Origin of the sequence: Vibrio jasicida 090810c (assembly GCF_002887615.1) — a bacterium.
Taxonomy (GTDB): domain Bacteria; phylum Pseudomonadota; class Gammaproteobacteria; order Enterobacterales; family Vibrionaceae; genus Vibrio; species Vibrio jasicida.
On record NZ_CP025792.1, the window covers coordinates 3,468,206 to 3,490,854 of the forward strand.

Sequence of the window (22,649 nt, forward strand, 5' to 3'; positions counted from 1 at the left end):
CAGCTAGTAACTATGGGGTGAACTCCCTATAATCACGCAGTTTATCTTTTTATGTGACTAGAAAATCATCATCGGGTGCAAACTAATGTCTGATAATAATCAATGCGTCATCGTAGGTATTGCTGGCGCTTCTGCTTCTGGAAAAAGTCTGATCGCGAGCACGATTTACAATGAGCTTCGCGAGAAAGTGGGCGATCATCAAATCGGTGTCATCACGGAAGATTGCTACTACAACGACCAAAGCCAACTAAGCATGGAAGAGCGTGTAAAGACTAACTACGATCACCCGAGCGCGTTAGACCACGACCTACTTTGTGAACACTTGGAAAAATTGGTGCGTGGCGAAGCCGTAGAAGTGCCTGAGTACAGCTACACTGAGCACACTCGTACAAGTAACACCACACCAATGACCCCTAAAAAGGTAATCATTTTAGAAGGCATCTTGCTGCTAACGGACCCACGCCTGCGTAACCTAATGCACGCAACTGTGTTTATGGATACGCCTTTGGATATTTGTCTACTTCGTCGTGTTAAGCGTGACGTTGAAGAACGCGGTCGTACAATGGACTCTGTTCTTAAGCAATACCAACAAACTGTTCGTCCGATGTTCATGCAATTTATTGAACCTTCAAAGCAATACGCAGATATCATCGTTCCTCGTGGTGGTAAAAACCGTATCGCAATCGACGTTCTTAAAGCGCACATTGCAAAACTTCTGAAAGCTTAAGCCTTTAGACGGCTATATCGCTTTATTTTTGTGATAAGAAGTGGCACCTTAGGTGCCACTTCTTTTTTTTGTTTTTAAATTAGTCAGTTGCAGATAAAAATTGGATGCTTTTCACGCTTTTGCGGAACTGTCTGCGATAAGTGGCGTCAGCTATTATAATTTTAAAAACACACGAGCAAGGAAAAAGCGAATGAAGAAACTGCTCTTAATTATCGCCATACCTGTTGTGGCAATTTTGGCCGTTGTTTTAGCATTAATTATTTTCGTCAATCCGAATCAATTTAAACCCCTTATTGTGGAACAAGCGCAGAAGCAAACGGGTTTAGAGTTGGTGATTGAAGGCGATATCAGTTGGCAGTTTTTCCCATCGATTGGTTTCGAACTGGGACGCACCGAGCTGCGCAATCCTCAAGGTTTTAGCCAACCAAACTTATTCAAAGTCGACGCCGTCGGTGTGGATGTCTCAGTTACGCCTCTGTTGAGCAAACAATTAGAAATTGGCAATGTCACACTGGATGGCGCTGAGTTCTATTTAGAAACCTTGAAAGATGGCAGCAAAAATATTGATGCTCTTACCAAGGCGCAAACTCAACAAGCTGAGCAAACAACGAATACTACGCCGAAGCAGGAGAGTGCAACGCAAGGTTCTGGCTCCGATTGGACAATCAATCTTGCAGGAGTCAGCATCTCAAATGGTTATGTTGAAATCCAAGACAAGCAAGCAGATAGCCATATTAAGCTTTCTGATATCTCTTTAAATCTCTCCCAGTTTGCTTTTGATAACTGGACCACCGCAGATTTTGGTGTGAAAGGTGAGATGAATGAGCAGAAGTTTACCGCCCAAGGTAAAGCTGACTTTAAGTTGGCGAAAGGTCTTGCAAACTATGCTCTGAAAGACATTAACTTTGATGCGACTTATGCGGATGCGACAAACAAGATTGATTCGGCAACTATCGGTCTGGACACTTTTGAGTTCGATAAGGCCAATAACCTAAGCTATGCGCTCAAAGGCGAAGCGGGTGGCATGAAACTCGATATGAAAGGTGGCGGTGAGCTGAACGTTGATAAGGCGATTAGCAAAGTGCAATTAAACAAGTTGACGCTCAACTCAACTTTTGAGGGGGATACGCTGCCGCAATCACCAATGAAAGTGGATATGGCTTCGGATCTTTCGTTTGACCTAACTAAGAGTCACCTGAGCTTTGTGTTGGAGAAGCTAACGGCGAACGCCATTGCACTTGATGGTAAAGCGGATGTCACTCTGGGGGATATTCCTAAGGTACGCTTTGCTGTGCACAGCCCTAATATCGGCTTAGATGAATTTTTTGGCTTGAATAATCAAGCTCCTGCGGGTGATAAACCAGCATCTGGTGGTAGCAAAGCACCAGCAGGACCAGAAGTTGAACCGGACCTGTCTGCATCGAAAACGTTAGACGTGAAAGGCGATATCACGATCGATAAATTCAAAGCGGCGAATGCAAAGATGGAAGCCGTAAAAGCAAGCTTCTCTATCAATCGTGGTGTGTTTGATCTGAACTCGTTCACCTCTAAGCTATATCAAGGTACGATTTCTGCAACAGCTAAGTTGGATGCTCGTAAATCACCTGCGACTTATACGGCTAAGAAGTCGATCAAAGGTATTCATGTTCAACCGCTACTTATTGATGTAGCGAACAACGATATGCTTGAAGGAACAGGTAATATTGACGTTAATGTCAAGGGCAGCAGCCTCACTCCAACAGGCATCAAAAAGAACTTAGTTGGTACTATCGCGATTAACTTTACCGATGGTGCAGTTAACGGCATTAACGTTGCTCAATTGATTCGTGAAAACTACGCACGTTTTAAAGGGCAGAGCTTAGACGGCACAGATGAAGTGAAGAAAACCGACTTCAGTGCTATGACAGCAACATTGAAACTGAATAAAGGTGTCGTTTCAACGGATAACATGAAAGCCCAATCACCGTTATTGCGTGTGCGCGGTAAAGGTAAAGCCAGCTATCTGAATGAAACCGTCGATTTTACGATCAGTACCTCAGTGGTTGGTTCTTTAGAAGGGCAAGGTGGTAAGAACATCGATGAACTTAAAGACATTACCATTCCTATCAATGTATCTGGAAAATGGGCAGAGCCTAAATTCAAACTGGTCTTTGATGATGTGTTAAAACAAAAAGCGCAGAAAGAAATTGATCGTGGTGTAGAGAAGCTAACGGACAAGATCAAAGATGAGAAGACCAAAGAAGCCGTTGATGGCCTATTGAAAGGCTTGTTCAATTAACTGCGGTCTAAATCTAAAAGAGAAAAGGGTTGGCAATACGCCAACCCTTTTTTATTAATTATTGCACGATGAATAGATTACCAATCCACACCTTTTAAAGCTTTTACGCCAGATTCAAAAGCGTGTTTGACGTTCTTTACTTCCGATACTGTATCGGCCATTTCAATCAGAGTGCGGTGTGCTCCGCGGCCAGTGATCACGACAGACTGCATTTTAGGACGGTTGTTTAGGGCTTCTACGACCTCATCCAAGTCTATGTACCCATAGCTCACCATGTAAGTTAATTCGTCAAACAGAATCACATCGATCGATTCGTCTTTCAGCATACGCTTACATTCTTGCCAAACTAACTGAGCAGCATCTGTATCCGCCGTTTTATTCTGTGTTTCCCATGTAAAACCCGTGGCCATCACTTGGAATTCTACCCCAAGTTTTTCAAGTAGATTACGCTCGCCGTTGTCCCAAGTACCTTTAATAAATTGAGCAACGGAACAATTCAAACCGTGACCAACTGCACGAGCGATTGTTCCGAAGCCCGAAGTTGACTTCCCTTTACCGTTACCTGTGATAACCAGTAGCAAGCCTTTTTCCTCTTGAGCCGCAGCAATTTTTGCGTCTACCTGTTCTTTTACTTTTTGTTGGCGAGCCTTATGGCGTGCTTCTTTGTTTTCTTCGATAGACATATTACTTCCTCAATTCCTTGTCGTGCCTTGCCCAAGCTGACTTGGGTTCATTGGATTATCTCGCTATGATAGACCAACACATCGTGAAGAAAAACCATCGATAATTCAGGGAATAAAATGAAGAAAATACTCGTTGTTTGTATGGGAAATATTTGTCGCTCTCCAACTGGAGAGGCGGTACTGAGAGCGAAAGCCGAAAAGCTTGGTGTGGATGTCGAAATTGACTCGGCTGGCACAATTGGTTACCACGCAGGTAATTCACCAGATGCACGCTCTATGCAAGCCGGTAAGCAACGAGGCTATTCTTTTAAAGGAATACGTTCACGTCAGGTAAAGGTTGAGGATTTTGGAGAGTTTGATCTTGTACTCGCAGCAGACAAGGCGAATCTTGCGGATCTTCTGGATATTTGCCCGGTAGAGCATCGCCATAAAGTCTCGCTATTTTTGAGCCATTCGGACTCCAAATACGATGAAATTCCTGACCCATATTACGGTGGAGAAAGGGGGTTTGAATTGGTATTAGATTTGATTGAAGAAGCTTCAGAAGCGATTTTGAACAAGCTATAAATGTAAATAACAGATAAAAAAAAGGGACGAGTATGACTCATCCCTTTTTCGCTTTCTAAAGAACTATACCTGAACAATCTAATTTGGGATTAACCCGCTAGAATGTCTGTTGCTACTTTATAGCTTGGATCTTCTTTCACATTGATTTCAACCAAGCTACCCGCTTTATCAAGAAGCTTGCGGCAGTCTGGGCTCAAGTGACGTAGGTGAAGTGTTTTACCTAGTGCAGCGTAGCGCTCTGCCAAAGTTTCAATCGCTTCGATTGCGGAGTGATCTGTTACGCGAGAGTCTGCGAAGTCAACGATAATATCTTTTGGATCGCCGTGCGCGTTAAACAGTTCTAGGAAGTTAGCCGCTGAGCCGAAGAAGATAGGGCCATGGATTTTGTATTCTTTAGAGCCTTCTTCATTCAAACGAGTGTCTGCGTAGATGTGTTTTGCGTGCTGCCATGCAAACATCAGCGCTGATGCAATAACACCGACAGCAACGGCGACCGCAAGGTCAGTCAGCACCGTAACGACAGTTACTAGAACGATAACGAAGAAGTCTTGTTTAGGAACACGTCGTGCAAGCTTGAAGGTCGCCCATTCAAATGTGCCGATTACAACCATGAACATCACACCGACTAGCGCAGCTAGAGGGATCATTTCGATAAGCGATGATGCAAATAGGATAAAGATCAGAAGTGCACTTGCTGCAACGATGCCAGAAAGTCGACCACGACCACCTGAATTTACGTTGATCATTGATTGACCAATCATTGCACAGCCACCCATCGCACCAAATACTGAACACGTCATGTTTGCCATGCCTTGACCGATACATTCACGGTTCGATTGACCGCGAGTATTCGTCATTTCATCTAGAACAGTCAGCGTCAACAGAGACTCAATCAGACCGATAGCTGCAAGGATGATTGCGTACGGCAGAATGATTTGTAGTGTTTCAAGTGTCAATGGTACCGCTGGAATGGAGAATGTAGGGAGAGAGCCCGCCAAAGTCGCTGCTTCGTCACCAGACATAGTACGTAGGAAGTCTACTACTGTGCGAGTTTCCAGATCCAAACCAACAACAAGCGCTGTCACTGTCACGATCGCAACAAGCGAAGATGGCACAGCTGTGGTGATCTTAGGTAGGAAGTGGATGATGCCCATCGTCAAAGCAACCAAACCTAGCATAAGGAACATTTGGTCCTGTGGTAACCAAGTTAGCATACCGTTGATATCAGGCGCTTTAAACTGACCTAACTGTGCTAGGAAGATAACAATAGCTAGACCGTTTACAAAACCAATCATTACTGGATGTGGAACGATACGGATGAATTTACCTAGTTTGAATAAACCAGCAGCAATCTGAAGAATACCCGCCAGCATAATCGCGGCAAATAGATATTGCACTCCGTGGGTTGCAACTAGCGATACCATTACCACTGCCATTGCACCGGTCGCACCTGAAATCATGCCAGGACGGCCACCAAAGATAGAGGTGATAAGGCCTACAATGAATGCAGCATACAGACCGACCATTGGATCTACACCTGCAACGAAGGCGAATGCTACTGCTTCAGGAACCAGCGCAAGCGCAACGGTTAAGCCTGAAAGCACATCATTTTTTACGGAGTGCTTAGAAAATTGAGGAAATTCGAACATGGTTTGTATTGAGTTCTCTTGGCGATGAATTTCTCTCGACACATATTCATATTTGCACAAGTACTGATAGGTGAAGTGTTAGCCACTTCGATCAGCACAAACCGTAGTAAAAAAGAGCAGCATCAGAATGGTGTCGAAAACTTGAGTCGGCGAATGCTACCGAAAAGTGTGATTAAGTTCAAGAATGATAGGGATAATGACCGACAAATGTGATCAGTCGTTGATATTAATATGAACAATTTCAGTTAACACGATAAGTAACAAAAAAGGCTGCCAAATGGCAGCCTTTTATTTAGCTTTAAGCTATGACAGTTTTAAACTTAGTTAAAGTTCGGTTTTGTCATTGCCGCTGTTGCACTGTTTGTTGCTACTTGGCTACCAGCGCCTTTCGACGTGTAACGTTCAGCTTTAAGTGGTGCTGCGGTAACAGAAATTTCGCGAATTTCTTGAGGGCCCGGTGCTTTCGTCATTGGTGCGCTAGCTTGTGGTTTAGCTACAACTTTGATGACTTCTGCTTTTGGCTCTGCTGTTTCGATTGCAACGGCCACTTCTTCTGCTGCTTCTTCAATCGCTTCTACCACAGGAGCTGCTTCTACAACGGTTTCTGTTGCGTCAACCACTGGAGTTTCAACAGCCTCAACGACTTCAACAACTGGAGCTTGTTCAGCCACGACTGGTGCTTCAACAACAACCGTTTCTACAACTGGTGTTTCAGTTTTTGCTTCATCAGTCTCTTGAACTTTCGGTTCAACAGCTGGTGCTTCAGTAACAATAGGTTGTTCACGACGAATGATAACTTTACCCATCGCCATTTCTGGACAAGCAAAACCACCTTGCATTGCTGGTACCGCTGATGTTGCAATAACGGTTTCTTCCTGAACTCGCTCTTCCTTCTTAGGCGCTGGTTTTGGAATGTAACGTGGCATTACTTTACCCATTGCCATCTCTGGAGAGGCTACACCACCTTTACGTAGGCGGAATGGGTTAGGGCGGCGATCACGACCACGACGACGACGTTGACCACTTGCACGTAGGTGACGTGGAGAACGACGGTTACGACGTTGCTTCGACTCTGCCTTGTTGTCTTGTTGTGCTTCTGCTGCTGCCTCTACTGGCTTTTCAACTGGCGCTTCAACAGGTTCAACGGCTTTTACAGTTTCAACTGCTTGCTCGGCGGCTTGTTGGTCCTTCACACGAACAGATTTGTTCAGTTTGCGACGTTGACGACGCTCTTTCACTTTTTCTGCTTTCGCGTTTGGCTTCGCTTTGTTTTCTTCAGGCTTCGCCTCTGAACCAGTACGAGCTTCGGCAGCTAGTTGTAGACCTTTTTCCGCAACTTTAGCGTTTGCCTTTTGCTCTTGAGCTTTTTCAGCTTGTTGAGGTTTTGGCTTGCGCTTTTGGTTACGGTTTTGCGGTTTATTAGACTGCTGCTGTGTTTCGTTCTGCTCTGTTGACTGCTCTTCACGTGGTTTACGACGACGTTTGTTGTCGCGGTTGCCATCACGGTTATCTCTGTCACCACGATTCTCACGGTTTTCGCCACGCTGATTGTTGCGACGGCGGTCGTTGCGATCACGTTTGTTGCGTTTATTGTCGCGGTTTGGTTTCTTCTCTTCTTGTTTCGGCTCTTCTTTAACTTCTTCAGAACCACCAAATAGGAAGCTACCTAGTGCTTTGAATAGACGGCTAAACAACCCAGGTTTCTCTTCCTGTACCACTTCTTTCTTCTTAGCAGCTGGTGCTGGTTTAGAAGCCGGAGCTGGTGCAGTTTGAGTTGGTGAAGCGAAGCCTTTTAGTACTGGTTCTTCAATACGTTTTGGTTTGATTTCAACTTCAACAGGTTCTTTGCCTTCTGCTTCTTTCATTGCTTCCAATTTCTTAGGAAGTAGGTAAGAAAGCAGGTCAAACTCTTCACCTTCGCGTACACGAATCACTTCGAAGTGTGGCGTTTCCATATCAGAGTTAGGAACAACGGTGATCTTAACTTCTTGGATACGCTCGATGTGGTTTACTGAGCGACGCTTTTCGTTCAAAAGGTAAGAGGCAATCGGAACAGGTACAACGGCAAGAACTTGCGCGGTGTTGTCTTTCAGTGCTTCTTCTTCGATTAAACGAAGGACGGATAGAGCTAGGGATTCATTATCACGAACGACACCTGTACCGCTACAGCGAGGACAGATATGGTGGCTCGCTTCTGCAAGAGAAGGGCTCAAACGTTGACGAGACATTTCTAGAAGGCCAAAGCGAGAAATACGACCAATCTGAACGCGAGCACGGTCTAGGCGAACAGCTTCACGTAGACGGTTTTCAACTTCACGTTGGTGGCGAACTGGTGTCATATCGATAAAGTCGATAACAACCAAACCACCAAGGTCACGTAGACGCAATTGACGAGCAATTTCGTCTGCTGCTTCTAAGTTAGTATTCAATGCTGTTTCTTCGATATCACCGCCCTTTGTTGCGCGAGCAGAGTTGATGTCGATAGAAGTTAGCGCTTCTGTTGGGTCGATTACGATAGAACCACCGGATGGTAGACGCACTTCACGTTGGAAAGCCGATTCAATTTGGCTTTCGATTTGGTAGTGGCTAAATAGCGGTACTTCGCCTTCGTATTTTTTAACGCGGCTGATGAAATCTGGGCGTACCAGCTGAATGTGCTCTTTAGCACGTTCGTAGATGGTATTGCTGTCGATTAGAATCTCACCGATATCACGACGTAGGTAGTCACGGATTGCACGAACGATTACGTTACTTTCTTGGTGGATTAGGAATGGAGCAGGGTTAGAATCTGCTGCGCCCTTAATCGCACCCCAGTGGTTAAGTAGTACGTTCAAATCCCACTCAAGTTCTTCTGCACTCTTACCTACGCCTGCAGTACGTACGATTAGACCCATACCTTGTGGTAGTTCTAACGTGCTTAAAGCGGCTTTCAGTTGAGTGCGCTCGTCACCTTCGATACGGCGAGAAATACCGCCAGCACGAGGGTTATTAGGCATGAGAACAAGGTAGCTACCCGCAAGAGAAATGAACGTAGTTAGGGCTGCACCCTTACTACCACGTTCTTCTTTTTCCACTTGCACGATTACTTCTTGACCTTCAGTCAGCACTTCTTTAATGCTTGGGCGACCTTGGTAAGTGTAACCTTCAGGGAAATATTCGCGGGCAATTTCTTTGAGAGGGAGGAAACCGTGACGCTCAGCACCGTAATCAACAAATGCGGCTTCTAAGCTTGGTTCGATACGTGTGATACGTCCTTTGTAGATATTCGCTTTTTTAGATTCATGACCTGGACTCTCGATATCAAGATCGAAAAGTCGCTGGCCATCAACCAGAGCGACACGCAACTCTTCTTTTTGAGTTGCGTTAATTAACATTCTTTTCATTGAAAATTTCTCGTTGTCTTTTCTTTTATATTTCTTTGCAACTTGTCACTGGTTTTTCGCTCTTTCACGGTGCCTGATCCCATGGCTTATATTTTGCAGCCTCCCGGCTGGAAGGGGATGCTCTCGGGCACTTCAGTCATCACAAATTCTTTTGGGTTTCGTTGGAAACGGAAACTTGTGACCCGCTATTCGGGCGGTTGATACTCAACGTGAATATGCGAGGAGTAGAGTGACAAGTGTGTTGAACTCAATGTGTCTTACGCCAATGCTGCACCTGACATTCAACAACCTACTCACATTGCTTGGGGTAAATGATTGGTAATGAACAAAATGTAACCAAACCTTCCTTAGCAGCTGTGAACTATAGCAGCGCAGGTTGATATCAGCAATCTGCTTTAGCGCAAACGATGGAAAAATTGGCGCTAAATTCAATTTTTGTAATTTATAACTGGCTGTTTCATAAGCACTTGAGTCTCGCAAACTGAGAAAGACGAGAAACAAATAGAGAAGTTGATAAAGACTTTTAATAATCTAAACAAAAGCTTGGCGTGTTTTGGGGCTATTTATGACTACAAGTGTTTCTTTTGCAGCAAGAATAATGTGAAGTCACACAGATTTGGGTTTACAATAGCGGCCATGAGCGAAATAAGAACACAAGTCCAGTTCGTCGATATCGACGAAGATATGGCGGGTCAACGCATTGATAATTTCTTGCGTAACCAATTAAAAGACATCCCAAAGAGCATGATTTATCGAATTGTGCGCAAGGGCGAAGTACGCGTAAATAAAAAGCGCATTAAAGCAGAGTACAAACTAAAAGCAGGCGATCTTGTTCGTATTCCTCCAGTTACGGTAGAAAAGAAAGAAGACGACGTTGCACCAAGTACGAAGCTAAATAAAGTGGCAGAGTTAGAAGATAAGATCATTTTTGAAGACGATCATCTTTTGATTCTCAACAAGCCATCCGGTACGGCAGTACACGGGGGAAGTGGTTTGAAGTTTGGTGCGATTGAGGCACTCAGAGCACTGCGTCCACAAGCTCGCTTCCTTGAACTTGTTCATCGCATTGACCGTGATACATCCGGAATCTTACTTGTTGCGAAGAAGCGTTCAGCACTGCGTCACCTGCAAGCACAGTTCCGTGAGAAAACAGTGAAGAAGTTTTACTTCGCGCTTGTGATGGGCGAGTGGAAAAACAGCTGCAAAGTTGTTAATGCGCCACTTCTTAAAAACGAAGTGAACAGTATTGTTCGAGTGAATCCAAACGGTAAGCCGTCTGAGACGCGTTTTAAAGTGTTGGAGAAGTTCGAGCAAGCAACGTTGATTCAAGCCAGCCCAATTACGGGGCGTACTCACCAGATTCGTGTGCATACTCAATACACGGGCCACCCAATTGCATGGGATGACCGCTATGGGGATCGTCGTTTTGATGCGTACACTGGTCAGGTTGGTTTGAACCGTTTGTTCCTACACGCAGCTAACATCAAGTTCCAGCACCCATCGAATGATGAGTGGATGGAAATCAACGCGCCGATGGAAGCGAAATTAGAGAAAGTCTTAGCGGGTTTGCGTAAAAAGTAGAGGTAAGAGTATCTACTCCTTCTGGACTGCAAAAAACTATGTAAAAGCCGATGTTAATACATCGGCTTTTTTGATCGTTGAGTTGGATTACAAGGGCGTTCGGAATGCAGCGCTCTAATATTCGGAAGCGCTCCGTTGGAGGGCATGTGAAAGAAGCTAAGTTCTAACTGGAGTTGACAGAATTGGTATGTAGAAAGACAAAATAGAGCTGATTCCTGATTCCTGATTCCTGATTCCTGATTCCTGATTCCTGATTCCTGATTCCTGATTCCTGATTCCCTACAAAATATCTAGCCCTTGTTTTTGCAGCATGTCGATCAAATCAATAAGCGGCAGCCCGACTAACGTATTCGGATCTTTGCCGACTAACTTCTTAAACAGACAAATCCCCATGCCTTCACTCTTAAAACTGCCTGCGCAGTAAAATGGTTCTTCTCTATCGACGTAACGTTCGATTTGTTCTTGGGTTAACGCTCTAAAATGCACTTCAAACGTATCGAAGCCGACCTCAGTATGGTTCGTATTAGTGTTGTGTACGGCAAGGCCAGTATAGAAAGTGATAGTTTTACCGCTTTGAGCTAATAATTGCTTAATGGCGTTTTCTCGGTTCAACGGCTTGCCAACGATATTACCGTCAATAACACAGACTTGGTCACTGCCTATCACTAAGCTGTTATCGGTTGTGTCACAAGAGGTGGCTTTACTAATTGCGAGCCTTTGCACCAATTCTAAAGGTGTCTCGTTCGGCAAAGGTGTCTCGTCGCTGTTCGGTGACAAGCAAGTAAAAGGCACTGCTAGTTTTTCCAGCAGTTGTTTACGAAAAGGGGAGGTTGAGGCTAAAACCAGTTGGTAATTTTTCATTTTGAATTACAATTCGCACAAGCATTTCCAATAGGATAATCGATCAAAATCGATTCTGGCTAATGCTCTGTATGTTAAGCGTAAAAAAGTACAACTTTTTTGCCTTTTTCTTTGACTAATTTTGATTTGGAAGATAATATTCGCGCCCTATGCAAAAGGTAAAAATACCGCGAACGGTTGATCCGGCGAAGTCCGCACAGAAACGATTAGATTACGATGGCATCATCCAAGCTAGTCTTTTCAAGCGCTTAGCGGAAACAACTGAAGGCGTAAAACGCGACGCAGAAGTCTCATTGTCATTTGATCTTGATGAACAGCGACTTGTTGTTATCTCTGGTAAAGCTAACATCGAAGTCGATTTAGAGTGTCAGCGTTGTAATGAGGTATTCACACATCAGTGTGAAGTTGAATTCCTTTACACTCCTTACTACGGTGAGAAGACGGAAGAGGAAGCACCAGAAATTTATGATTTGGTAGATCTAAATGAGTACGGTGAATTAGACCTTATACAACTAGTTGAAGACGAGTTCATCTTAACATTGCCTCAAATCGCAATGCACGACGAAGCGGATTGTAGCGTTGATTCAAATAACATGGTTTTTGGTGAGATTCCTGAAGAAATTGAGGAAGAAAAACCGAATCCATTCGACGTTTTGAAAAATCTGAAAAAGTAACTGGTGTGGTAGCCGCTTCTTCTTTAGGTTTTTAACCCAATAGTATAGGAGTAGGGTCAATGGCCGTACAGAAAAACCGTAAAACTCGTTCTAAGCGCGGTATGCGTCGTTCACACGATGCGCTAACTACAGCTGCACTATCTGTAGACGCGACTTCTGGTGAAACTCACCTACGCCACAACGTAACTGCTGAAGGTTACTACCGTGGTCAAAAGGTTATCAACAAGTAAGGTTGAACCTTTGCAAAGTATTACCGTTGCACTTGATGCAATGGGCGGGGATTTCGGTCCACGCGTAACAGTGCCTGCCGCCGTGCAGGCACTGTCTCATTTCCCAGAGCTAAAAGTGATTCTTATAGGTGATCAACCTCTGATCACGTCTCAATTATCCCAACTAGGCACCTCGACCAGTTCTCGTTTGAGCATTCTTCATAGCGAGAAAGTGATTTCAAATTCAGAAAAGCCTTCATTAGCATTACGTAACAGCCAAAACAGCTCTATGCGTATGGCTATCGATCTCGTTTCTGAAAACGGAGCAGATGCATGTGTGAGTGGTGGGAACACCGGTGCCCTTATGGCGCTCTCACGATTTATTCTTAAACTGCTTCCTGGTATTGAGCGTCCTGCTTTAGTTTCCGCATTACCAACCATCAGTGGCAAACGTACTTGGATGTTAGATCTTGGTGCAAATGTGTCGTGCGATGCTGACAGTTTATTTCAGTTTGCTGTAATGGGCAGTGCATTAGCCGAAGAGCATCTTGGCCACCCACCTCGAGTGGCGGTACTGAATATTGGTGCTGAAGAAATTAAAGGAAACGATTTAGTCAAACGCTGTGCAGAAATGCTTTCTCAAACCGACGCAATTAATTTTGTGGGTTATATTGAAGGTAATCAAATTTTGCATGACGTGGCCGATGTCATTGTTTGTGATGGCTTTGTCGGTAACGTATGCTTAAAAGCCAGCGAGGGAACAGCGCAACTCTTTATCGAAAAACTAAAAACCAGCATGATGGCATCAACGATAAAGGGATGGATTGCTAGAAAACTGTTTTCTCGGCTATTTAATGAACTAAAAACACTGAACCCCGACCAGTATAACGGCGCAAGTTTGCTAGGATTGCGCGGCATCGTCATAAAAAGCCATGGAAGTGCGGATGTATCTGCGATTGTCAATGCACTTGGCGAGGCAGTACACGAGGTCAAACGACAAGTACCAAGCCGTATTAGCGATCGTTTGGAAGCGGTTTTACTCGAGAGGCATTATTAGTCTTCATGTATAGCAAAATTTTAGGTACTGGCAGCTACCTGCCATCTCAGGTGCGTACTAACGCAGACCTAGAGAAAATGGTAGATACAAGTGACGAGTGGATCGTAGCTCGTACTGGTATTAAAGAGCGTCGAATTGCAGCTGAAGATGAAACAGTTGCAGATATGGCATTCTACGCAGCTGAAAACGCTATCGATATGGCCGGCATCGACAAAAACGATATCGACCTGATTATCGTTGCTACTACTAGCAGTAGCCATACTTTCCCTTCATCTGCGTGTCAGGTGCAAGGAAAGCTTGGCATTAAAGGTTGTCCTGCATTCGACTTAGCCGCTGCTTGTTCAGGCTTTGTATACGCATTGTCTGTTGCTGATCAACACATCAAATCTGGCATGTGCAAAAATGTGCTTGTGATTGGTGCAGACGCATTGTCGAAAACATGTGATCCAACGGATCGCTCAACTATCATCTTATTTGGTGATGCTGCGGGTGCCGTTGTCCTTGGTGCAAGCGAAGAGCCTGGTATTATCTCTACGCACGTATATTCAGACGGCCAGTTTGGCGATCTATTGAGCCTGCCTGTTCCTGAACGTGGTAAAGATGCGAACAAGTGGCTGCATATGGCTGGAAACGAAGTGTTCAAAGTAGCCGTTACTCAGCTTTCAAGGCTAGTAAAAGACACGCTTGAAGCGAACGACATGCATAAGTCTGAACTAGACTGGCTGGTTCCGCATCAAGCGAACTACCGCATCATTTCAGCGACAGCGAAGAAGCTTTCGATGTCACTAGACCAAGTCGTGATTACACTTGATAAACACGGCAACACATCAGCAGCAACCGTGCCAACAGCACTGGATGAAGCGGTACGTGATGGTCGTATTAAACGTGGTCAAACTCTGCTTCTTGAAGCGTTTGGCGGCGGATTCACTTGGGGCTCAGCTCTGGTGAAGTTCTAACTTTCACAAGAATTCAAAATTTAAGATGCGCTGCGGTGCATCTTATTTCTTTTTACTTTGCTTAAAGGAAAACAACATGAGCAAGTTTGCTATCGTATTTCCAGGTCAAGGTTCACAAGCTGTAGGTATGCTTGCTGACCTAGGCGAACAATATGACGTAGTGAAACAAACATTTGCAGAAGCATCTGACGCACTAGGTTACGACCTATGGGCGCTTGTTCAAAATGGACCTGCAGAAGATCTAAACCAAACTTTCCGCACTCAGCCTGCATTACTAGCTTCATCTGTGGCTATCTGGCGTGTATGGCAAGATCTTGGTCTAGAGCAACCAGCAAACCTAGCGGGTCACAGCCTAGGTGAGTATTCAGCGCTTGTGTGTGCTGGTGTGATTGACTTTAAAGAAGCAATCAAACTGGTTGAGCTACGTGGTCAACTGATGCAAGAAGCGGTACCTGCGGGTACTGGTGCAATGTACGCGATCATCGGTTTAGATGACGAAGCAATTGCAAAAGCTTGTGAAGAAGCAGCACAAGGTGACGTCGTTTCTCCAGTAAACTTCAACTCGCCTGGTCAAGTTGTTATTGCAGGTAGCAAAGACGCAGTAGAGCGCGCCGGCGCACTATGTAAAGAAGCAGGTGCTAAACGTGCTCTTCCTCTTCCAGTTTCTGTGCCTTCACACTGTGCACTAATGAAACCAGCAGCAGAGAAACTAGCCGTTGCGCTAGAGTCTATTGAATTCAATGCGCCACAGCTTCCAGTAATCAACAACGTTGATGTGGCAGCAGAAACAGATCCTGCAAAAATCAAAGATGCACTTGTTCGCCAGTTACACAGCCCAGTTCGCTGGACTGAGAGCGTGCAGCTAATGAGTGAGCAAGGCGTAGAAAATCTTCTTGAGCTTGGTCCTGGTAAAGTACTTACAGGTCTAACAAAACGTATCGTGAAAACACTAAGCGCAGCAGCTGTTAACGACGTCGCGTCGCTAGAAGCCGCTAAGTAATTTACTCACGATAAGAAAAGGGAAACACAACATGATGAATCTAGAAGGTAAAATTGCCCTAGTGACAGGCGCGAGCCGTGGCATTGGTCGTGCAATTGCTGAACTTCTTGTTGAGCGCGGTGCGACAGTTATCGGTACTGCAACGTCTGAAGGCGGCGCAGCAGCGATCAGCGAATACCTAGGTGAAAATGGCAAAGGCCTTGCACTTAACGTAACTGACGTTGAGTCAATCGAAGCGACACTAAAAAACATCAACGATGAGTTTGGTGCGATTGATATCCTAGTTAACAACGCTGGTATCACGCGTGATAACCTACTTATGCGCATGAAAGATGATGAGTGGAATGACATCATCAATACGAACCTAACGCCTATCTATCGCATGTCTAAAGCGGTTTTACGCGGCATGATGAAAAAACGTGCGGGTCGTATCATCAATGTAGGTTCAGTTGTTGGTACTATGGGTAACGCTGGTCAAACTAACTATGCTGCAGCAAAAGCGGGCGTGATTGGCTTTACTAAGTCGATGGCTCGTGAAGTTGCTTCTCGTGGCGTGACAGTCAATACAGTAGCACCTGGTTTTATTGAAACTGACATGACTAAGGCGCTAAATGATGACCAACGTGCAGCAACGTTGTCAAACGTGCCTGCAGGTCGTCTAGGTGACCCACGTGAAATTGCATCAGCAGTTGTGTTCCTTGCTTCACCTGAAGCGGCTTACATTACTGGTGAAACTTTGCATGTAAATGGTGGCATGTACATGGTTTAATGCACAGTTCGCGCAAAATAAGCTGTTTTACTTTGTGAAAAATAGCCTATAGTTGCTGTTAACTGTCATTAAGTTGTCATGCTCATGCGCAAGATTTGTGCATGATTTAAGTCAAAAATGTATTGAAATTCGGTTAAATTCGCTAATTTTGTGGTTTGACCAGCAAGGACCCCCTTGCAACTTTCAATAGTTCGAATAAACTACGGAATCATCGCATTAGGCGAAATCTGTAAAGGAAAAGAAAAATGAGCAACATCGAAGAACGCGTAAAGAAAATCATTGTTGAACAGCTAGGTGTAGACGAAGCAGAAGTTAAAAACGAAGCTTCATTTGTTGATGATCTAGGTGCTGATTCTCTAGACACTGTAGAGCTAGTTATGGCTCTAGAAGAGGAATTCGACACTGAGATTCCTGACGAAGAAGCTGAGAAAATCACTACTGTTCAAGCTGCAATCGACTACGTAAACAGCGCTCAGTAATTATCTCTCCCAGGCGGTCTCCTAGACCGCCTGTGTTCTTTCTAACTTCTTCTATCCTCTCATAGAAACATTCAATTCCCGGAGAATTATATCGTGTCCAAGCGTCGTGTAGTTGTCACTGGCATGGGTATGTTGTCACCGGTAGGCAACACAGTCGAATCATCTTGGAAAGCCCTGCTAGAAGGTCAAAGTGGTATTGTTAACATCGAACATTTCGATGCAACAAACTTCTCAACTCGTTTTGCAGGTCTTGTAAAAGATTTCGATTGCACAGAGTACATGTCTAAAAAAGATGCGCGTAAAATGGATCTATTCATCCAATACGGCATTGCTGCTGGTATCCAAGCGCTAGATGACTCTGGCTTACAAATTACCGAAGAAAACGCGGCTCGAGTTGGTGTTGCAATCGGCTCAGGTATTGGCGGCCTAGACCTTATCGAAACAGGTCATACAGCACTTGTTGATAAAGGCCCTCGCAAAGTTAGCCCATTTTTTGTTCCTTCGACCATCGTAAACATGGTTGCAGGTAACCTATCTATCATGCGTGGTCTTCGTGGTCCAAACATCGCGATCTCTACAGCATGTACTACTGGTCTTCACAACATTGGCCACGCGGCACGTATGATCGCATACGGTGACGCTGAAGCTATGGTTGCTGGTGGTGCTGAAAAAGCATCTACTCCACTAGGTATGGCTGGTTTTGGTGCAGCAAAAGCGCTTTCTACTCGCAATGACGAACCACAAAAAGCGTCTCGTCCTTGGGATAAAGGCCGTGATGGTTTCGTTCTTGGTGACGGTGCCGGTATTATGGTTCTTGAAGAGTATGAACACGCGAAAGCACGCGGCGCTAAGATTTACGCAGAGCTTGTTGGCTTTGGCATGTCTGGTGACGCTTACCACATGACTTCTCCAAGTGAAGATGGTTCAGGTGGCGCTCTAGCGATGGAAGCAGCAATGCGTGACGCAAACATCACAGGTACTCAAGTTGGTTACGTGAATGCTCACGGTACATCAACGCCTGCGGGTGACGTTGCTGAAATCAAGGGTGTGAAACGAGCTCTTGGTGAAGAAGGCTCTAAGCAAGTACTTGTCTCTTCGACTAAATCGATGACTGGTCACCTACTAGGTGCTGCAGGTTCGGTTGAAGCTATTATTACGGTTCTATCGCTGGTTGACCAAATTGTTCCACCAACGATCAACCTTGATGATCCAGAAGAAGGCTTAGATATCGACCTTGTGCCGCACACAGCGCGTAAAGTTGATATGGAATACGCTATCTGTAATTCGTTCGGCTTCGGCGGAACAAACGGTTCGCTTGTATTCAAAAAATTTGCTGAGTAAAAATCTCTAACACTGTTTAGAGACACGAAACTTGTATTCTAACGGCTCGATGCTTAGCATTGAGCCGTTTTGTTTTATTTGGCGCTCACAAAGCAAGGGTATTTGAATGTTCTGGGTAAATGGACTTCCACAAACGCACGTTTCAGTTAGCGATCGTTCTTTTCAGTATGGCGATGGTTGCTTCACCACTATTTTGACTAAAAAAGGTGAACTGGTTTATTGGCCAGAACATATCGAGCGGCTGGAGGCGTGCTTAAAAACATTACAAATACCTTCTCCAAATTGGTGCACTGTCCATGAATGGGCTACCCAAGCTATTTTGAAAGATGAATTGGCAGGTATCAAAATTCACATCAGCCGTGGTGAAGGTGGGCGAGGGTACAGTCCAAGTGGCATTGAGGGACCTACGGTCAGTGTCTCTAACTTTGCGTTTCCTTCTCGTTATCCTTTTTGGCAAAAAAATGGTGTCCACTTAGGGGTCTGTGAAACCCGCCTTGGTATTCAACCGCTTCTGGCCGGACATAAGCATAATAACCGAATAGAACAAGTTCTCGCCAAAGCAGAAATAGAGGGCTCTGAATTTACCGATGCTGTGACGTTAAATGTGCAAAATCATGTCATTGAAACTACAATGGCAAACCTTTTTTGGGTTAAAGATAATAGTGTGTTTACACCGGATTTGAGTTTATCTGGTGTCGCTGGCGTCCAGCGCCGTAAAGTTCTGGAATATTTAGATGTTATTGGTATTAAAGTGGCAGTAAGTACTTATTCGCTTGCCGAGCTGCATGAGGCCGATGAGATCTGGATGTGTAACTCTCTATTAGGTGTTGCTCCTGTTAGGAGTATTACGTCGCAAAACAATAAGACTCTATTTCCAATTGGAAAATTGACACAACGACTTCAAGGGAATCTAAATACGTGATTAAAAAACTGTTTGCTTTTGTTGTACTGATTGCCGTTATTGGTGCAGCTGGTGTTTTTTACGTTGTTTCACAGACTAAGCAATATGTTAACTCGCCAATTCTTATAGAGCAGCCTCAGCTGTTTACCGTAGAAAATGGCACCAGCTTTCACCGAGTGATGCGTGATCTTGTAAAAGACGACATCATAGAAGCTTCTGATTACATTCGTTTAATGCCCCACCTTTACCCAGAGCTTCTTCAGGTGCGAGCAGGCACTTACCAACTTGAGCCTAGTGTGTCGTTGTACGAAACTCTCGAACAACTTAATACTGGCAAAGAGCATCAATTTGCGATTACGTTTGTTGAGGGGAGCCGTTTTTCTGAGTGGGTCGAACAACTGAGTGCTGCGCCATATGTTAAGCATGATATGACAGATTTATCTGAAAAACAGATGGCGGAAAAATTGGGTATTAAACGAGATAAGCTAGAAGGTTTGTTTTTAGCAGAGACGTATCACTACACTGCGGGCGCAAGTGAAAGTCAAATTCTGAAGCGTGCTCATGATAAGTTGAATGCTATTTTGGATGCTCACTGGGGACAACGCCAAGAAAAACTGCCAATCAAAGATAAATATGAAGCATTGATCTTAGCGTCTATCATCGAGAAAGAGACGGCGATTGATTCTGAGCGTGAACGTGTAGCTTCTGTGTTTGTAAACCGTTTGAATAAACGTATGCGCCTACAAACTGACCCGACGGTTATCTATGGTATGGGCGATGCGTATGATGGCAACATCCGGAAGAAAGACTTACGAACACCAACGCCGTACAACACTTACACGATTAATGGCTTGCCGCCAACACCAATTGCCATGGCTGGTGAAGCATCGATTGAAGCGGCTTTAAACCCAGAAAACAGCAACTATCTATATTTCGTAGCAAGTGGAAAGGGCGGACATGTATTTTCGAAATCCCTTGCTGAGCACAATCGTGCTGTACGTGCCTATTTAAGAGAACTAAGAAAGAACAAATGATGAAAGCAAACTTTATTGTCGTTGAGGGCCTAGAAGGCGCGGGTAAAAGCACTGCCATTAAAACAGTTTTAGATACGCTAAAGATGGCGGGTATCGAAAACATTGTTAATACTCGTGAACCTGGTGGCACACCGCTAGCAGAAAAAATGCGTGCGCTTGTAAAAGAAGAGCATGAGGGTGAAGACCTAAAAGACATGACCGAACTGCTTTTGCTTTACGCAGCGCGTGTTCAGCTAGTCGAAAACGTCATCAAGCCAGCTCTAGCAAACGAACAGTGGGTGGTGGGCGATCGTCATGATTTGTCCTCTCAGGCTTACCAAGGTGGTGGTCGTCAAATCGATGCATCTCTTATGAAGAACCTACGTGATACCACGTTAGGTGAGTTCAAGCCTGCATTCACACTGTACATGGATATCGATCCGCGTGTCGGTCTTGAGCGTGCTCGTGGTCGTGGCGAACTTGATCGTATTGAAAAGATGGACATCAGCTTCTTTGAGCGTACTCGTGAGCGTTATTTAGAGCTGGCGAATGCAGACGACTCTATTGTTATTATCAACGCACAACAGACGATTGAAGAAGTGTCACGAGACATCAAAGCCGCTCTTAATGAGTGGTTAGAGCAACAATAAGTGATATCTGGATTGAGGTGATTCATGTTGAATGATTTTCCATGGTTACAGCCAGTTTGGGATAACCTAAAAACGAGCCTAGATTCCGAACGGGTTCCCGGCGCTTTGATGCTGCAAAGTGAGAAAGGTTTGGCCGTGGATAAGCTCGTGGAAGTTTTCAGTCATGCTTTGTTGTGCCAAAACTACGCCAGCGAAGCTTGTGGTTTTTGCCATAGCTGTCAGTTGGTGAAGTCTCAAAGCCATCCCGATTTACACTGGATAAGGCCAGAGAAAGAAGGCAAAGCGATTACGGTTGATCAGATTCGCGCCTGTAATCGTCTTGCTCATGAGTCTTCTCAATTGAATGGTTATCGTGTGTTTATTATCGAGCCTGCGGATGCAATGAATGAGTCTGCATCTAATGCTTTGTTAAAAACACTCGAAGAACCAGGACACAAATGCTTGTTCTTACTTGTCACGCACAATCAAGAGCGATTACTGCCAACGATTCAAAGTCGTTGTCAGCAGTGGGTGGTGGCATCCCCTTCGACTGAACAGGCAATGAACTGGATTAAAGAGCAAGGCGAGTCAAATGTGCCTGCTTATGCGCTAAAGTTGAATATGGGGTCTCCAATAAAAACCCTAGAAGCTGTGAAAAGTGGCGAGTTAGATGAATATCAAACGTTTGAACGCTGTTTTATCGACACGCTATCTTCGCCGATATCGGATGTTTTTCAGTGCGCGACTATGATTGCGAAGAACCCTGATAAAGCGTTGGGCTGGGCATGGTATTTATTAACAGATGCGCAGAAGGCCCAGTTTGGCGTTGTCGAGGTCGATCAACTGCCTGGCGCGACGAAGTTCCCAACAAATAATTATGATGGGTTGTACCTATCAACGAAAAAGCTCCTTGAGCTTAAAGCACAGGTCCAGAATTTTCCGGGTTTGAACCTTGAACTACTATCAATGAACTGGTTAATTGAATCACGAGAGGCATTATGTTCGTAGATTCGCATTGTCATTTAGACAAGTTGAATTACGACGATCTTCATATCAATGTTGAAGACGTTATTAACAAAGCAAAACAAGCTAACGTAACCGAACTTCTATCGGTCGGTGTGACGTTGGACTCTTTCCCTAAGATGTTAGAGCTGATTACGCCTTACGATAATGTATACGCGTCTTGTGGTGTGCACCCACTTGATGTGGAAAGTGCATTTTCACTAGAGACGCTGCATCGTCATGCTTCTCACGAGAAAGTCGTGGCGATTGGTGAAACGGGGTTAGATTATCATTACAAACCAGAGACAGCGGGACTGCAAAAAGAGCGTTTTGAGCAGCAAGTTGAATTAGCGGTAGAACTAAATAAACCACTCATCATTCATACTCGTAACGCACGTGAAGATACATTAGAAATTCTACGTAAAGGTGGAGCGGATAAATGTGGTGGTGTGATTCATTGTTTTACGGAAGATCTGCCATTTGCAGAAGCTGCGTTGGATTTGGGGTTCTACATCTCAATTTCGGGTATTGTGACTTTCCGTCAAGCGACAGAATTGAAGGAAGTAGTGAAAGCATTACCGCTAGAAAAGCTACTTATTGAGACGGACTCACCGTATTTAGCTCCCGTGCCACATCGTGGAAAAGAGAACCAACCCGCTTACGTAGTCGAAGTTGCAGCCTATATCGCACAGCTAAAAGGATGCTCGCTAGCAGAGGTAGGGCAAAAAACCACCGAAAACTTCCGAAATCTTTTTTTGCGATGAAAAATCAATAAGCGTAGTAAAAAAGGGGCAATAGCCCCTTTTTTGTTTAGAAATACGCCAAAAAGATCATTTAGTTTAATGTTTACTAAATTTGTTGATTTAACCGCATTCAAATTCCTCAAATGT

The 22,649-nt window shown here is 44.6% G+C and carries 21 protein-coding genes; 17 read left to right on the top strand and 4 right to left on the bottom strand.

Going from position 1 to position 22,649, the window contains the following annotated elements:
* The first annotated feature begins 85 nt into the window (after positions 1–85).
* Both udk and C1S73_RS16580 read left to right on the top strand, forming a co-directional pair.
* Positions 86–727 carry a uridine kinase gene (gene udk / locus C1S73_RS16575; RefSeq protein WP_038869428.1) on the top strand — a complete coding sequence of 214 codons (642 nt, stop codon included), beginning with the start codon at positions 86–88 and terminating at the stop codon, positions 725–727.
* A 190-nt stretch (positions 728–917) separates the two neighbouring features.
* Positions 918–3,005, top strand: coding sequence for an AsmA family protein (locus tag C1S73_RS16580; protein ID WP_038869429.1), 2,088 nt, complete (start codon positions 918–920; stop codon positions 3,003–3,005).
* Positions 3,006–3,082: 77 nt separating this feature from the next.
* Here the strand turns inward: C1S73_RS16580 and cobO are convergent, their stop codons facing one another.
* Positions 3,083–3,688 (bottom strand): cob(I)yrinic acid a,c-diamide adenosyltransferase, encoded by a 606-nt coding sequence (gene cobO / locus C1S73_RS16585; RefSeq protein WP_038869430.1) that lies wholly within the window; start codon positions 3,686–3,688, stop codon positions 3,083–3,085.
* Between the two features lie 117 nt (positions 3,689–3,805).
* On the opposite strand from cobO, the gene C1S73_RS16590 reads away from it, so the two are divergent.
* Entirely contained in the window at positions 3,806–4,255 is a 450-nt protein-coding gene (locus tag C1S73_RS16590) for a low molecular weight protein-tyrosine-phosphatase (RefSeq protein WP_038869433.1), read from the top strand.
* 89 nt (positions 4,256–4,344) lie between these two features.
* On the opposite strand, the gene C1S73_RS16595 is transcribed toward C1S73_RS16590, so the two are convergent.
* Together C1S73_RS16595 and rne are read right to left on the bottom strand one after the other, a co-directional pair.
* Positions 4,345–5,904 (bottom strand): SulP family inorganic anion transporter, encoded by a 1,560-nt coding sequence (locus tag C1S73_RS16595; RefSeq protein ID WP_038869435.1) that lies wholly within the window; start codon positions 5,902–5,904, stop codon positions 4,345–4,347.
* 320 nt (positions 5,905–6,224) lie between these two features.
* Positions 6,225–9,287, bottom strand: a complete 3,063-nt coding sequence (gene rne, locus C1S73_RS16605; RefSeq protein WP_038869439.1) for a ribonuclease E — start codon at positions 9,285–9,287, stop codon at positions 6,225–6,227.
* 636 nt (positions 9,288–9,923) lie between these two features.
* Between rne and rluC the strand changes: the two genes are divergently transcribed.
* Complete coding sequence (gene rluC / locus C1S73_RS16610) at positions 9,924–10,868, top strand: 23S rRNA pseudouridine(955/2504/2580) synthase RluC (RefSeq protein ID WP_009707033.1); 945 nt, start codon at positions 9,924–9,926, stop codon at positions 10,866–10,868.
* 279 nt (positions 10,869–11,147) lie between these two features.
* Here rluC and C1S73_RS16615 read toward each other — a convergent pair whose 3' ends face one another.
* Complete coding sequence (locus C1S73_RS16615) at positions 11,148–11,729, bottom strand: Maf family protein (RefSeq protein WP_038869442.1); 582 nt, start codon at positions 11,727–11,729, stop codon at positions 11,148–11,150.
* A gap of 149 nt (positions 11,730–11,878) precedes the next feature.
* Here C1S73_RS16615 and yceD point away from each other — a divergent pair, with 149 nt between their 5' ends.
* From yceD to C1S73_RS16680, 13 genes are all read left to right on the top strand, one after another.
* The gene (yceD, locus tag C1S73_RS16620) at positions 11,879–12,403 is read left to right on the top strand and encodes a 23S rRNA accumulation protein YceD (RefSeq protein WP_038869444.1); all 525 of its coding nucleotides are present in this window, start codon (positions 11,879–11,881) and stop codon (positions 12,401–12,403) included.
* Between the two features lie 59 nt (positions 12,404–12,462).
* Positions 12,463–12,633, top strand: coding sequence for a 50S ribosomal protein L32 (rpmF, locus tag C1S73_RS16625; protein WP_005396978.1), 171 nt, complete (start codon positions 12,463–12,465; stop codon positions 12,631–12,633).
* 10 nt (positions 12,634–12,643) lie between these two features.
* A complete protein-coding gene (plsX, locus tag C1S73_RS16630) occupies positions 12,644–13,669 on the top strand; it encodes a phosphate acyltransferase PlsX (RefSeq protein ID WP_038869447.1) in 1,026 nt (341 codons plus the stop codon).
* Between the two features lie 5 nt (positions 13,670–13,674).
* On the top strand, positions 13,675–14,625 hold the full coding sequence (locus tag C1S73_RS16635) for a beta-ketoacyl-ACP synthase III (RefSeq protein WP_038869448.1): 951 nt from the start codon (positions 13,675–13,677) through the stop codon (positions 14,623–14,625).
* Between the two features lie 76 nt (positions 14,626–14,701).
* Positions 14,702–15,625 (top strand): ACP S-malonyltransferase, encoded by a 924-nt coding sequence (fabD, locus tag C1S73_RS16640; RefSeq protein WP_038869450.1) that lies wholly within the window; start codon positions 14,702–14,704, stop codon positions 15,623–15,625.
* A 34-nt stretch (positions 15,626–15,659) separates the two neighbouring features.
* Positions 15,660–16,394, top strand: coding sequence for a 3-oxoacyl-ACP reductase FabG (gene fabG, locus C1S73_RS16645; RefSeq protein WP_026000247.1), 735 nt, complete (start codon positions 15,660–15,662; stop codon positions 16,392–16,394).
* A gap of 245 nt (positions 16,395–16,639) precedes the next feature.
* Positions 16,640–16,873, top strand: coding sequence for an acyl carrier protein (gene acpP, locus C1S73_RS16650; protein WP_004406112.1), 234 nt, complete (start codon positions 16,640–16,642; stop codon positions 16,871–16,873).
* A gap of 93 nt (positions 16,874–16,966) precedes the next feature.
* Positions 16,967–18,214: a beta-ketoacyl-ACP synthase II gene (fabF, locus tag C1S73_RS16655; protein ID WP_038869452.1), complete on the top strand. Its 1,248-nt coding sequence runs from the start codon at positions 16,967–16,969 to the stop codon at positions 18,212–18,214.
* 106 nt (positions 18,215–18,320) lie between these two features.
* Complete coding sequence (gene pabC / locus C1S73_RS16660) at positions 18,321–19,136, top strand: aminodeoxychorismate lyase (protein WP_038869453.1); 816 nt, start codon at positions 18,321–18,323, stop codon at positions 19,134–19,136.
* Positions 19,133–20,149 carry an endolytic transglycosylase MltG gene (mltG, locus tag C1S73_RS16665; RefSeq protein WP_038869455.1) on the top strand — a complete coding sequence of 339 codons (1,017 nt, stop codon included), beginning with the start codon at positions 19,133–19,135 and terminating at the stop codon, positions 20,147–20,149. Before pabC ends, mltG begins: the two co-directional genes overlap by 4 nt.
* A complete protein-coding gene (gene tmk, locus C1S73_RS16670; RefSeq protein ID WP_038869457.1) occupies positions 20,146–20,778 on the top strand; it encodes a dTMP kinase in 633 nt (210 codons plus the stop codon). Before mltG ends, tmk begins: the two co-directional genes overlap by 4 nt.
* Before the next feature lie 24 nt (positions 20,779–20,802).
* Positions 20,803–21,765 (top strand): DNA polymerase III subunit delta', encoded by a 963-nt coding sequence (locus C1S73_RS16675; protein ID WP_038869460.1) that lies wholly within the window; start codon positions 20,803–20,805, stop codon positions 21,763–21,765.
* A complete protein-coding gene (locus tag C1S73_RS16680) occupies positions 21,756–22,523 on the top strand; it encodes a TatD family hydrolase (protein ID WP_038869462.1) in 768 nt (255 codons plus the stop codon). Before C1S73_RS16675 ends, C1S73_RS16680 begins: the two co-directional genes overlap by 10 nt.
* Positions 22,524–22,649: the final 126 nt, after the last annotated feature.